General features: G+C 61.9%; 11 protein-coding genes. All 11 read right to left on the reverse strand.

Translation table 11 applies throughout. The features are described from left to right. Window positions 1-152: 152 nt before the first annotated feature. Window positions 153-1,163 carry a FecCD family ABC transporter permease gene (locus J7E41_RS23920; RefSeq protein ID WP_214996766.1) on the reverse strand — a complete coding sequence of 337 codons (1,011 nt, stop codon included), beginning with the start codon at window positions 1,161-1,163 and terminating at the stop codon, window positions 153-155. After that, complete coding sequence (locus J7E41_RS23925; RefSeq protein WP_214996767.1) at window positions 1,160-2,107, reverse strand: ABC transporter substrate-binding protein; 948 nt, start codon at window positions 2,105-2,107, stop codon at window positions 1,160-1,162. The genes J7E41_RS23920 and J7E41_RS23925 overlap by 4 nt, the downstream gene beginning before the upstream one ends. Then, the gene (locus J7E41_RS23930; RefSeq protein WP_214996768.1) at window positions 2,104-2,892 is read right to left on the reverse strand and encodes an ABC transporter ATP-binding protein; all 789 of its coding nucleotides are present in this window, start codon (window positions 2,890-2,892) and stop codon (window positions 2,104-2,106) included. Before J7E41_RS23930 ends, J7E41_RS23925 begins: the two co-directional genes overlap by 4 nt. Window positions 2,893-3,030: 138 nt before the next feature. Continuing rightward, a complete protein-coding gene (locus J7E41_RS23935; RefSeq protein WP_214996769.1) occupies window positions 3,031-5,139 on the reverse strand; it encodes a TonB-dependent receptor in 2,109 nt (702 codons plus the stop codon). Between the two features lie 153 nt (window positions 5,140-5,292). After that, complete coding sequence (locus J7E41_RS23940; protein WP_214996770.1) at window positions 5,293-6,675, reverse strand: PepSY-associated TM helix domain-containing protein; 1,383 nt, start codon at window positions 6,673-6,675, stop codon at window positions 5,293-5,295. 220 nt (window positions 6,676-6,895) lie between these two features. Then, window positions 6,896-8,971 carry a TonB-dependent copper receptor gene (locus tag J7E41_RS23945; protein WP_214996771.1) on the reverse strand — a complete coding sequence of 692 codons (2,076 nt, stop codon included), beginning with the start codon at window positions 8,969-8,971 and terminating at the stop codon, window positions 6,896-6,898. A gap of 92 nt (window positions 8,972-9,063) precedes the next feature. After that, complete coding sequence (locus J7E41_RS23950) at window positions 9,064-9,489, reverse strand: DUF2946 domain-containing protein (protein ID WP_214996772.1); 426 nt, start codon at window positions 9,487-9,489, stop codon at window positions 9,064-9,066. Window positions 9,490-9,510: 21 nt separating this feature from the next. Continuing rightward, a complete protein-coding gene (locus J7E41_RS23955) occupies window positions 9,511-9,990 on the reverse strand; it encodes a copper chaperone PCu(A)C (protein ID WP_214996773.1) in 480 nt (159 codons plus the stop codon). A 46-nt stretch (window positions 9,991-10,036) separates the two neighbouring features. Further along, entirely contained in the window at window positions 10,037-10,432 is a 396-nt protein-coding gene (locus tag J7E41_RS23960) for a DUF2946 domain-containing protein (protein ID WP_214996774.1), read from the reverse strand. Between the two features lie 277 nt (window positions 10,433-10,709). Then, the gene (locus J7E41_RS23965) at window positions 10,710-11,453 is read right to left on the reverse strand and encodes a cobalt-precorrin-6A reductase (protein ID WP_214996775.1); all 744 of its coding nucleotides are present in this window, start codon (window positions 11,451-11,453) and stop codon (window positions 10,710-10,712) included. Beyond that, window positions 11,450-12,655, reverse strand: a complete 1,206-nt coding sequence (gene cbiE / locus J7E41_RS23970; protein ID WP_214996776.1) for a precorrin-6y C5,15-methyltransferase (decarboxylating) subunit CbiE — start codon at window positions 12,653-12,655, stop codon at window positions 11,450-11,452. The genes J7E41_RS23965 and cbiE overlap by 4 nt, the downstream gene beginning before the upstream one ends. Between the last annotated feature and the right edge of the window lie 32 nt (window positions 12,656-12,687).

Raw genomic sequence — 12,687 nt, forward strand, 5'->3', positions numbered from 1 at the left:
AGGGACAAGTTGAGTGGAGCTTTGCAAGCGGTGTGCCTAGTCGTACAAAGGCAGGAAATGGTCGTTTTATTCAGGGCCTGGCAGCATCAATGCACCATGAGCTGGCAGGTTCGCAGGGTTGGTGCGCCAAGATGCGCTACAACGGGGCGATGTCAGCGCTTGCGCATCAGCCCGATAAAAAACAGCCCGCCGATGGCAGCAGTGGCTACGCCGATGGGCAAGTCTTCCGGTGCAATCAGGGTGCGCGCAGCGACATCGACCCACACCAGGAACAGGCTGCCCAACAGCACGCACACCGGCAGTAGTCGACGGTGCTCGGCGCCTATCAGGCGCCGGGCGATGTGCGGCACCATCAGGCCGACAAAGCCGATGGAGCCGCTGATGGACACCAGCACGCCGGTCATCAGCGAGGCAATCAGGAATACCTTCAGGCGGACATTGCGGGGGTTCAGGCCGAGGGTCACGGCGGTTTGCTCACCGGCCATCAAGGCGTTCAACGGGCGCGCCATTCCCAGTAGTAACAGCAAGCCGAGCAACACGCTGACGGTCGGGATAACCAGCAGCTCCCAACGCGCCAAGCCCAGGCCGCCGAGCATCCAGAACATCACTGCCGACGCCGCCCGATGATCGCCCATGAACAACAGCAGGTTGGCCACCGCCATCATCACGAACGACACCGCCACACCGCACAGCAGCAGGCGATCACTCTCCAGCCGGCCGTTGCGGCTGGCCACCGCCAGCACCACGATCATGCTCAGCAGTGCGCCGATAAAGGCGGCAATGGGCAAGGTCAGCAGGCCGACGATTTCACCCACATGCAGCACCACAATCACCGCGCCGAGGGTGGCGCCGGACGTGACGCCCAGCAGGTGCGGATCAGCCAGCGGGTTACGTGTCACTGCCTGCAACACCGCACCGATGAGCGCCAGCCCGGCGCCCACCAGCGCGCCGAGCAGCATGCGTGGCACGCGGATCAGCCAGACGATATGTTCCTGGCCAACCGTCCAATCCACTTCACCGATCCCGAACGTCTTGTGCAGCAAGATCCGCCACACCACGTCCACCGGTACCCGCGCCGAGCCGAATGCCAGCGAGACCACGCAGGACACCAGCAACAACGTGCCAAGGGCGCTCAGCAGCAGGGCATAGCGACGGTTGATCATTCGCCGTGGAACCCCTTGGCCAGGGTTTCAACCGCCAGCACATTGTCGATGCCCGGCGTGGCCTGCACGTACGGGATGACGATAAAGCGCTGGTTCTTGATGGCATCCACTGACTGCAGCGCCGGGTTGTTCAACAGGAATTGTTCTTTCTGCTCGGCGGTGATTTCGCTGTAGTCGACGATCACGATCACCTGAGGATTGCGCTCCACTACGGTTTCCCAGTTGACGCGGGTCCAGCTCGATTCCACGTCATCGAGAATGTTGCGCCCGCCGGCGGCGTCGATCAGCGCCTGGGGCATGCCCAGTCGACCGGAAGTCATGGCGCGGTCTTCGCCGCTGTCGTAGAGGAACACACGCGGTTTGTCGGTGGGCAGGTTTTTTTGCACCTCGGCAACGTGTGCCTGCATCTGCGCGATCAGTGCATTGGCGCGGTCCTGCACGTCGAAGATCTTGCCCAGGTTGCGCAGGTCGTTATAGGTGTCGTCCAGCGTTGCCGCCGGGCGCTTCATTACAAAAGCGCAGGACTCGGTCAGCTCATAGACGTTGATGCCCAAGGGTTGCAGGGTCTGCGGGGTGAGGTCGCCGCCGACGCGCATGCCGTAGTCCCAGCCGGCGAAAAAGAAATCGACGTTGGCGTTGAGCAGGGTTTCCACGGAGGGGTATTTGCTCGCCAGTTCCGGCAAACCATCAAGAATCTGCGCCATCTGCGCAGTGACCGACTTCCAGCCGGTGACGCCGCTGTAGCCAGCCATATGAGACTTCAGCCCCAGGGCAAGCATCATTTGGGTCATGTTGATGTCATGGCTGACCGCATGCTTTGGCGCTTCCTGAAACGCCACCGTGCGGTTGCAGCTCTGGATCTTCAGCGGGTAATGGGTCGCTTCGCCGAAGGCTTGAGAAGTGCCGAGCAACAGGGCGACTGACAGCAGGGAGCGCAGGATCATGGTTGGGTTATCCAGGTGATTCGGGGGCAGCCGGACAGCGGGTGAGTGTCGATCAACGCCTCGACGCCGAACACCTCGCGCAGCAGTTCGATGGTCAGTACTTCGTGGGGCGTGCCGCTGGCAACGATGCGCCCGTGGTTGATCACGTACAGGCGATCACAAAAGGCGGCAGCCAGGTTCAGGTCGTGAATGCTGGCCAGGGTGGCGATGTTCAGGCGCTTTACCAGTTGCAGCAGTTGCAACTGATAGCGCGGGTCGAGGTGGTTGGTAGGCTCGTCGAGGATCAGCAACTGCGGTTGCTGGGCCAGGGCGCGCGCCAGGATCACGCGCTGTTTTTCACCGCCGGAGAGGGTGGCGAAGGCGTGGTCTTCAAAGCCCAGCAAACCGACGGATTCGAGGGTTTGCTGGACCAGTTGCCGGTCGTGCTCCGTATCACTGTCGAACAACCCCTTGTGGGGCGTGCGACCCATGGCAACCACTTCGTCCACTCGCAAACCGAAGGCGTCGGGAAACTCCTGCAGCACCACGGCGATGCGTCGGGCGCTCCAGCGTGCAGATTGCTTCCAGACGTTTTGGTGTTCGAGCGAGACTTCACCATTTTGTGGTTTGCTGAACCGATAGGCGCAGCGCAACAGGCTGGTCTTGCCGCTGCCGTTGGGGCCGATCAACCCGACGAACTCCCCCGCAGCCACCTGCAAGCTGGCATCACGCAGTTGGAACTGGTGATGACAGTGGCCGTGACCCAGTGGGGTCCAGGCGAGGTTGGTGAGGTTGAGTGAGGTCATTGATATTCTCAAATAAAACACCTATCCCTTGTGGGAGCGGGCTTGCTCGCGAAAGCGGAGTGTCAGGCACTGCTGCATTAACTGAAAGGCCGCTTTCGCGAGCAAGCCCGCTCCCACATTGGAAGATGTTGCATTCAACTAGAAGGTGTAGTCGGCGGTCACGAAAAACGACCGTGGTTCGCCAAGGATCCATTGCTGGCCGTCATTGTATTGGCTTACGGCGTAGGTACGGTCAAACAGGTTATTCAATTGCAGGCCCAGTGTCGTGTTACGCATGGCCTTCCATGACACGGTGGCGTCGACCACGGTGTAGCTCGCCAGCTCGTTCTGGTTAGCGATATCGGCGTAGCGTGCGTCGACATACCGTACGCCAGCGCCGGTGCGGAGGTTGTCGGTGACAGCCTTGCTCAGCCACAGATTGGCGGTGCGGCGTGGGACGTCCACCGGGCGATTGCCGTCGCGGGAAACCTGCACGCCGTTGACGTCTTGTTTGAAGTCGTCGTACCGGGCGCGAACGATGGCGGCGTTGGCTTGTAGTTGCCAGGCGTTGGGCAGTTGCAGGTCGAGGCTGGCTTCCAGCCCGTTGGATGATTGTTGGCCGACTTGCTGCTTGAAGTCAGGGTTGCCCGGAATATCGGTCAGCAGTTTCTTTTTGACGATGTGATACGCCGCCAGGGTCCATTCGCCGCGCAGGTCCCAGAACGTCTGCTTGATACCGATCTCGGTCTGCTTGGCGGTCGATAGGTCGAACTGTTGCTGGCTCGGGCTGAGGGAGATCAGGCCGCCCACGCCGTCGGTGCTGGTGGCGTACTGGCCGTAGACCGAGGTGTCCGGGGTGATGGTGTACACCAGGCCGGCTTTCCAGTTGTTGCCGGTGAGGGTCTTGTCGGTTTGGGCCCCACCGGTAAGGTTGTCGCGATCCACATGCACATAGTCGCGGCGGATGCCGGTGATGAGAGACAGTTGCTCGGTCAGTTGCAAACGGTTTTCGGCGAAGCCCGAGACCTGCTTGGTGGTGGTCGCGAACTGCGGCTTGAACGGATCCTTGCTCTCGAAAGGGGCGGGTGCCGGGTGATACAGGTCGATTGGCTGGCCGCTTTCCAGCACGTCGTTGAACGGCGAGTTACTCGCCAGGCGGAAGCGAATACGGTTGTAATCCACACCGGCCACGGTTTGGCTGTCGAGACCGAACAGCGTGTGCTTAAAGGTAAAGGTCTGGCGATCGCCCACCTGTTCCTGATTGTGCTTGATGCCGAAGTTGCCGCTACGGGTCAGTTGCCCATTGGTGAAGTTGTAGTTCTCGGCGTTCTGCCAGCGGCGCTGGTTCTTCAGGTAATACAGCTCGTTGGTAGCACTGACGGTGTCGTTGATCTGCCACTCGCTGGTCAGGCGGGTCCACTGGTCGTTGTAGTGCTGAGTGTCGTTGCTGACGTTGTAGTTCTTGTCCCGCAGGCTTTTTTGCAGGTGGCCATTGATCAACGGCGTGCCGAAATAGTTTTGCGGGCGCTGGTCGCCGTAATCGTGGGCGAGGGTGAAGCTCAGGTTGTCGGCGGCCTGCCAGCGCAGGGCGGCGCTGACGAAGTCACTGCCCGAATCGCCACGGTCGATAAAGCCGTTGCTGCGCAGGCGATTGACGTTGAGGCGGTAGCTCAGTTGATCGGTCAGCGAGCCGCCGCTGTCGAGGGCTTGCTGCTGACGGTCATAGGAGCCGTAGCCCAGGCGGATATGGTTTTCGATTTCGCCCTCGAAGGGCTTTTTCGGGATCGTGTTGACGACGGCGCCGGTTGCGCCTTCGCCGTACAGCACCGAGGCCGGGCCGCGCAGGACATCGACGCGCTCGACGGACCAAGTGTCCACCGGGAACGTCGAGGTGCCCATGCCGGTGTACATGCGATTGCCGTCATACAGCTGCATCACCGAACCCTGGCCGGTGAAGCCTCGTGCGGATAACGAGGTGCCGCCGTCTCCCGGGGTGCCGGTGCGGCTGATACCGGTGGCACGGGAGATAGCGTCTTGCACACTGGCGTCGCCGCGCTCGCGGATCTGCTCGCCGGTTTGGCTCTCGACACTGCCAGGGGTTTGCAAGGCGGTGAGGTTCAAGCGGGAGCCGGCGGTGGTCGGGGTTTTCAGGTCGACACGTTCGTCATCGACGGCCAAGGCAGTGACGGGGCTGGCGGGCAGAGTCAGGGCCAGGGCACTGTTTTGCAGGACGAGCAGGCACAAGCCGCACGTATAGTACTTGTTCATCGGACGATAAATCGCTTCTTCGAGGCGGTACTCGCCGCAGGGCGCGGCGAGCTGAGATTACGCAGAAAGTGTTATAAGTTAACACTTTCTGCGCGGGAGATGAAAGCCCGCGTAAGACTACACAGCGCCTCTATGTAGGGCATCTCGCTAGTCTCATGACGAAGGTGAGGCCGATTCACGTTGGCCCCAGAGTCGCGACAACAGTAGGCGATCCAGCACCCAGACCAGCACCAACGAAGCGCCGACCAGCGGGAAAACAATCGCCAGGGCCAGCATGATCACCATCGCGGTTTTCCACTTCGGCAGGTCATGGCGCAATGGTGGAACCCCCAGCCCGCCCTGTGGCCGACGCTTCCACCAGATCACCACGCCACTGACCGCACTGAGCAGGATCATCAGGCAAATCAGCAGCACCAGAATCTGGTTGACCCATCCGAACATCTTGCCCTCATGCAGCATCACACCCACCTCTGTCGCGCGGGCGACGCCGTTGTAGTGTTCCCAGCGCACATCGGCCAGGACCTTGCCGGTGTATTGGTCGACATGCAGGGTCGCATCGTTGCGTGGATCGTTGGCGAATACCGCGATGGTGAACACGCCTTCGGCGGTAGTCGGGAAGGTGATGCTGTAGCCGGGTTCGACCTTGCGGGCGATGGCCAAGTCCATGACCTGTTGCAAGCGGATACTCGGTGCCGCGGGGCTTTGGCTCATGCCTGCGTGGTTCATGTGTTCGGCGTGGTCGCCGGACATGGGCATCGGTGTGTTTTCCATGGCCCAGGGTACGGTTTGTTGCGTGGCGGAATTGAGGACGCGGGCCTGTTGGTCGGACTGCGGGACGCTGTTCCACATCGCGGCCGGGAAGCGGTTCCACAGTTCGGCGTATTGCTTGCCCCAGAAGCCGGTCCAGGTCATGCCGCTGAGCAGCATCACCAGCAAAAATGCCGCACCCCAGAAGCCGATGACCGCATGCAAATCGCGCCAGAACAGCCGACCTCGCGTGCCAAGTCGCGGCCATAAGATCCCGGCCGCCGATTTGCCTCGCGGCCACCACAGGTACAGACCGGACACCACCAGCATCACGCCCCAACCGGCGGCCAGCTCCACGAGACGATCACCGACGGTGCCGATCATCAACTCGCCGTGCAACGCGCGGGCGATGGCTTGCAGGTTGTTTTTTGCGTCTTGCTCGCCGAGTACGGTACCGCGATAAGGGTCGACGAATACGGTCAGCTCATGCCCGGCGTTATGCATGACGAATTGCGCACTGCTGGTGGCATCAACGGGCGGTAGGTACTTGCTGATCGTGCCCTGTGGATAGGCCACCTGGGCCCGTCGCAGTTGCTCATCGGCACTCAATGCGTGTTCGGCGCGCTCGACCGTAAGCAAGTTGCCGTACATCAGCGGGTCGAGCTGGGGCTTGAACAGATAGATGATGCCGGTCAGGGCCAGCAGCACCATGAACGGCGCAACAAACAGCCCTGCGTAGAAATGCCAGCGCCAGGCCAGGTTGTAGAAGGAAATCTTTGGAGGGTTCATCGAGGTGTGCTCCGCAAAAGGCATGTTATTCATCTGGCTGATCAAATGGTTTGTTGTTGCGAACGAACTTGTTGTGGCGAGCGGGCTTGCCCGCGTTGGGCTGCGTTGCAGCCCCAGAACCTGCAACCGCGACCTGTCTGAAAGCTTCCGGTCACCTGGATGGGGCTGCTGCGCAGCCCAACGGGGGCAAGCCCCGTGCCACAAAAAAACGGGGCGTCTGTTAGAAGCTCATGTCGACCTTGGTCCAGAGTGTGCGCCCCGGTTCCTTGATGGCTTGCGGGTCATTGACCGGGTAGCCGAAACCGGCGTTACCCGCCAGGTTCAAGTGCTCGGCGTACGCTTTGCCGAACAGGTTGTCGACGCCGGTGCTGACCTTGAAATTCTTATTGATGCGATACGCCGCATTCAGCGAGAACACACCAAAGCCTGCGCTCTTGTCGAAGTCCTTGCCGACCACGTTGCCCTTGTTCTGGTCGATGCGGTTTTGCGCCGCGACCACGCGCCACAAGGCACCGGCACTCCAATCATCCTGGCTGTAGGTCAGGCCGAAACGCGCATCCAGCGGTGGCATTTGCGGCAGGGCCTTGCCGTCGCTGGTGTTCTTGCCCCAGGCGTAGGCCAGGGTGGCGTCGGCCTTCCAGTTGGAAGTCAGTTTGTAGGCTGCACCCAGTTCGCCGCCCATGATCCGTGCATCGACGTTACGGGCTTGAGTGGTGGTACCCATCATGCCCTGGCGGTAGTCGAACAGGATGTAGTCGCGTACCTGGCCGACATAACCCGAGGCCCAGGCCTCCAGGTCGGCAGACTTGTACTGCAGGCCGAAGTCCAACTGAGTGGTCTTCTCTGGCTTCACGCCGTCGAAGGCATTCGCTGAACCGACGGTACCGGTATTGGGGGAAAACAGTTCCCAGTAATCAGGGAAGCGCTCGGCGTGCCCCAGGCCTGCGTAGACCGTGGTCGGGCTGTCTTCAAGGTCGTGCTCATAGCGCACAAAACCGGATGGCAGGGTGTCGGCGCGGGTCTTGCCGGCGGTGGGGTTGGGGCGGCTCATCATTGCTGAGCTGAGGGTCTGGCGAAAGTCCTTGGCCGAGGCACGGTCCAGGCGGGCACCGGTGATCAGGCGGTCGCGGTCGGCGGCGTACCATGTCAGTTCGCCGAACACGCCGTAGTTGTGGAAGTTGGCGTCCTTCTCGCGCGGCAGGTTCTTGTAGGTATCGATGCCCATGGCACTGCGCTCGCGGTGTTCATTGGTCTGTGCGTCGATGCCGCTGATCAGTTGCACATCGGCCCAGCGCCAGGTCGCCTTGATCCGTGCGCCGAGGGTGCGACGGTCGACGTTGGAGGCCATGGGCCCGGCCATCATTCCAGTGCCCGACGGCATGCGCAGGGTGTAGTTGTCCATCACATGGTCGGCGTAGTTGTAGTAGACCTGGGCTTCGACCTTGTCCAACACGTCACCGATATTGGACTTCTCGAAACGCAGGCCCAGGCTTTCGCGCTTGAACTGCGAGCCGTCCATGCCGCGCCCGGCGTAACGGGCTTCGCCGTCACCTTTGCCGGCGGTCAGTTCCAGCACGGTGTCGGCGTCCGGGGTCCAGCCCAGCGCCACATCGCCGTTCCATTTGTCATAGCGCGACGCGACGGTGTCGTTGTTGCCGTCCTTGTAGTCGTCGGCGTGGGCCTGGTTGCCGATCACCCGGATGTAGCCCAATGGCCCGCCGGCAGCGGCATCGACGACTTTATCGAAACGCCCGTTGGAGCCGGCCAGGACGCTGGCGTTGACCTGTGTGCCGAGTTCGCCGAACTGCTCCGGCTCACGGTCGAACAGGATCGTACCGGCGGAGGCGCCGGGGCCCCAGAGCACGGTTTGCGGGCCTTTGATCACCGTCAGCTTGTCGTAGGTTTCTGGTGAGATGTAGGAGGTGGGCGCATCCATCCGGCCGGGGCAGGCGCCGAGCATCATGCTGCCGTTGGTGAGGATATTCAGCCTGGAGCCGAACATGCCGCGCAGCACCGGGTCGCCGTTGGTGCCGCCGTTGCGGATCAGGGCGAAGCCGGGGATGGTCTTGAGGTAGTCGCCACCGTCGCTGGCCGGCACCGGTTGGCGCGGGTCCTTGGGGTTGGTGATGACCGTCAGCGGCGAGCTGGGGGCAATGGCGGTGATCACCGTCGGGGCCAGTTCATTGGCGTGTTCGGCGTGTTCGTCGGCGTGAACCTGCGGGGCCAATAACGTGCCGCACAGAATGGCAAACACAGGGGTATATCCCAATCGGGAGTCAGCAGAAAACCTGGACATGACAAGTTCCATCAATCAATCGTAAACAACACGGCCAGCAGCCTGCGGCTGTCTATCTGAAGTCGGCCGGGTGAAGTAACGCTGTGAAGTGTTTACGCGATGATGGGTGGCGCACGGCTGCGGGCGCCGGGGAAGATGCTCTGCCGGGCATGGCCCAGGCGCGGGGCGGGGATGATGGCGTTGGCCGCAGGCGCAGAGCCCAGGCTGACGAACGAGACGCTGCCGGGCAATGCCGGGCAACTGAACAGCAGGCTGCAGTAGCCGCACTTTTCCCAGAGTACGTGGTGCTCATCCGGGACTTGGCTGTGCTCGGCGGGGTGCTGGGGCTCGCCATGGCAGTTGGGCGTATCCATGGACATTTCCATGGACATGCCGGCGTGATGGTCCATCGGCATCGCTTGGGAAATCAGCGGACCGATAAAGATCATCAGCATGGCGAACAGGCTGATCCAACTGCCGCGCGCAAGGCTCATCGGCTTACGGCGGGGTGTGGACAACCTGGCGCGTGAGGCGCCCATCCGGGTGCAGACCTGGAAGGCTTACTGGGCGTGCATGTGCTCGTGGCTGGCCGTTGGTGCTTGCTTGTGCACCGAGACCTCAACGTTTACGTCGCCGGCTTTTTCAAAGTGCAAGGTAAGCGGGAAGTGCTTGCCGTCGGCCAGCAGGCTGCGGTCTTTGAGCTCCAGCAGCATCACGTGATAGGCCATGGGGGCGAACGTCAGGTCACCCTTGGCCGGGACCGCGACGCTGGTCACCTGCTGCATTTTCATCAAGTCACCTTGCATCACATGCTCATGCAGCTCGGCCTTGGCCGCCACGGGCGTATCGACGCTGAGCAAGCGATCAGGCTTTTCACCTTTGTTATGAATCACGAAATAAGCGGCGACCGTAGGCGCGTTGGGCGGCAACTCCTGTGACCAGGGGTCGCTGACCACCAGTTCGCCGACCTTGAAGTCATCCGCATTGGCGGCACACATCGGCAGCAACAACGCAGCCAGAAGCAGGGAAGATTTGAGCATGGCAGTTCTCCAGAACGGTTCAAAACGCAGTTCAATTGCGAAGTGATCAGACCGTTGGAGAGGCGCGGGGATTCAGGCTGGGCCATTGCTGGCGGGGTGTAGGGGATTGCAGTGATGGCGGCGGCAGGCTTTGCACCGCGTCGAATCGCGCGAAGTACAACTGCGGCACATGCCCTGGCAACGCTACCATCGGCGCCGACCCTGAGCAGCACCAGCAATGCTGCATGGTGGAATGATCGTCTTGTTGCGGCGCCTTTTGCTCCAGGCTCCCTAAGGAAATCGCCACCAGCTTGGTGCCGCTGGCGGAACAGAAACTGCCCCACAGCAACTGCTCGATGGAGTTTGTCGACGACTGCATCGCCCCGGCCATCGGCATGGCAAACGCGTTGAACAGCACTGCAAAGCAGGCGATCCAGGCAAATGCGAAGCGTTGACGGGCCATGGCGGACTATCCGTAGGGTTAAGCGATCAGGTGGGTATTTAGCCTGATCGGGGGCGATAAGTAAAAAGCGGGTGTGCGGTTTGGTGTCGCAGTGACATCAGATTGCTGTGGCGATCACCTGTAGCCGCTGGCGCAGCCTGCGATCGGCTGCGTAGCAGTCGCCAGAATCTTGAAACCGCTGAAGGTCCTTCGGCCCTTATCGCAGCCTCATTCTTCGGCAGCGGCTACACGGGCCAAATGTGTGACGGCTCTTGGCGGGTGATGCACAAGACGGTATCTACTGAACGCCAGGTCTTTGAAGTTGTGTAGATTCCAATGCCAGCAGCACCGCATCCGCAGTCAAAAACTCCCGATCCACGCCCACCAACTCCGGTCGTTTCAAAATCAGCACCGGCACCCCACGCTCCCGCGCCACTTCCAGCTTCGGCTCCGTTGCGCTGCTGCCGCTGTTCTTGCTGATCAGCACATCAATCTGCCGCCGTTCGAACAACGCGCGCTCATCCTCGATCAGAAACGGACCGCGAGCGCCGATCACTTCGCAACGCTCGTTGCCCGGATAAACATCCAGCGCCCGCAAGGTCCAGAACTGCTCGGAAGGAATCTCTGCCAGGTGTTGCAGCGGCTCACGGCCGAGGGTGAACAGTGGACGCTTGAAGGGTTTGAGGGCTTTCGTCAGCTCCGCCCAGTCACTGACTTCACGCCAATCATCCCCGGCTTGCGGCTGCCAGGCGGGACGGCGCAAGGCCCAGCAGGGCACGCCGCACAGGCGGGCAGCATGGGCGGCGTTATGACTGATTTGTGCGGCATAGGGGTGCGTGGCATCCAGCACCAGTTCGATGCCTTCGTCGCGAATGAACTGCGCCAGTCCGTCAACGCCGCCGTAACCGCCGACGCGCACCCGGCAGGTGAGGTCGGTGGGCACTCGGCCGATGCCCGCCAGGCTGTAAATATGTTCTGGCTCCAAAGTGCGGGCGATGGCCAGGGCTTCAGTGACGCCGCCCAGCAGCAGGGTACGTTTCATAGCGGCTTGATCACTTCCAGCAAGGTGATCGGCAACGCTTGGCGCCAGGTGTCGAAGTTGCCCAAGGGCTGCGCCTGGGCAATGTGGATGCGCGTCAGTTCGCCGCCGTGTTGTTCGCGCCAGGCCATCAGGGTCATTTCGCTTTGCAGGGTCACGGCATTGGCCACCAGCCGGCCGCCGGGACGCAGGTGGTGCCAGCAGGTGTCCAGCACGCCGTCGCGGGTCACGCCGCCGCCGATGAAGATCGCATCCGGTGCTTCCAGACCGGCGAGGGCCAGCGGTGCACTGCCGCGAATCAGTTGCAGGCCGGGGACGCCGAGGGCGTCGCGGTTGTGTTCGATCAACACTTGCCGGCCTTCATCCGCTTCTATGGCCAGCGCTCGGCAACTGGGGTGGGCGCGCATCCATTCGATACCGATAGAGCCGCTGCCAGCACCGACATCCCACAGCAGTTCGCCGGGGACGGGCGCCAGGCGGGCCAGGGTCATGGCACGAACATCACGTTTGGTCAGTTGACCATCGTGCTGGAAGGCCGAATCCGGCAGCCCGGCAAGGCGTGACAGGCGCGGGGTGTTGGCGTCGGCAACGCAGTCGATGGCCACCAGGTTCAGGGCTGCAATCGGTAGGTCCTGCCAATCCTGGGCAATGCCGTCGATACGCCGTTCATCGGTGCCGCCCAGGTGCTCGAAGACACTCAAGCGACTCGGGCCGAAGCCACTGGAACGCAGTAACGCCGCAATCGCCGCCGGGCTCTGGCCGTCGTTGCTCAGCACCAGCACACGTACGCCACTGGAAAGATGGGCATTCAGAGCGGCCAATGGGCGGGCCACCACCGACAGCGTCACCACGTCCTGTAACGGCCAGCCCAAGCGCGCCGCCGCCAGGGACACGGAAGAGGGCGCCGGCAGAATCAGCAATTCGTCGGCGGGCACCTGCCGCGCGAGGCTGGCACCCACGCCATAGAACATCGGGTCGCCGCTGGCCAGCACACAGACCGCTTCACCGCGCCGCGCCAGCACCGGCTCCAGGGAAAACGGGCTGGGCCACAACACGCGTTCACCGCGAATACACACCGGCAACAGGTCCAGCTGGCGCTGGCCGCCAATAATGCGAGAGGCGCGCAACAGGGCGTGCCGAGCATTTCTGCCCAGACCCTTGAAGCCGTCTTCACCGATGCCTACTACCGTCAGCCAGGGCGACATATGAATTCCTTGAACGACATCCGACGGGCAGG

Origin of the sequence: Pseudomonas fluorescens (assembly GCF_018614655.1) — a bacterium.
Classification (GTDB): Bacteria; Pseudomonadota; Gammaproteobacteria; order Pseudomonadales; family Pseudomonadaceae; genus Aquipseudomonas; species Aquipseudomonas fluorescens_BX.

Coding starts and splice junctions, on each gene's coding strand:
- J7E41_RS23920 (WP_214996766.1), bottom strand. CDS start 1,163: ATGATCAACCGTCGCTATGCCCTGCTGCTGAGCGCCCTTGGCACGTTG.
- J7E41_RS23925 (WP_214996767.1), bottom strand. CDS start 2,107: ATGATCCTGCGCTCCCTGCTGTCAGTCGCCCTGTTGCTCGGCACTTCT.
- J7E41_RS23930 (WP_214996768.1), bottom strand. CDS start 2,892: ATGACCTCACTCAACCTCACCAACCTCGCCTGGACCCCACTGGGTCAC.
- J7E41_RS23935 (WP_214996769.1), bottom strand. CDS start 5,139: ATGAACAAGTACTATACGTGCGGCTTGTGCCTGCTCGTCCTGCAAAAC.
- J7E41_RS23940 (WP_214996770.1), bottom strand. CDS start 6,675: ATGAACCCTCCAAAGATTTCCTTCTACAACCTGGCCTGGCGCTGGCAT.
- J7E41_RS23945 (WP_214996771.1), bottom strand. CDS start 8,971: ATGTCCAGGTTTTCTGCTGACTCCCGATTGGGATATACCCCTGTGTTT.
- J7E41_RS23950 (WP_214996772.1), bottom strand. CDS start 9,489: ATGGGCGCCTCACGCGCCAGGTTGTCCACACCCCGCCGTAAGCCGATG.
- J7E41_RS23955 (WP_214996773.1), bottom strand. CDS start 9,990: ATGCTCAAATCTTCCCTGCTTCTGGCTGCGTTGTTGCTGCCGATGTGT.
- J7E41_RS23960 (WP_214996774.1), bottom strand. CDS start 10,432: ATGGCCCGTCAACGCTTCGCATTTGCCTGGATCGCCTGCTTTGCAGTG.
- J7E41_RS23965 (WP_214996775.1), bottom strand. CDS start 11,453: ATGAAACGTACCCTGCTGCTGGGCGGCGTCACTGAAGCCCTGGCCATC.
- cbiE (WP_214996776.1), bottom strand. CDS start 12,655: ATGTCGCCCTGGCTGACGGTAGTAGGCATCGGTGAAGACGGCTTCAAG.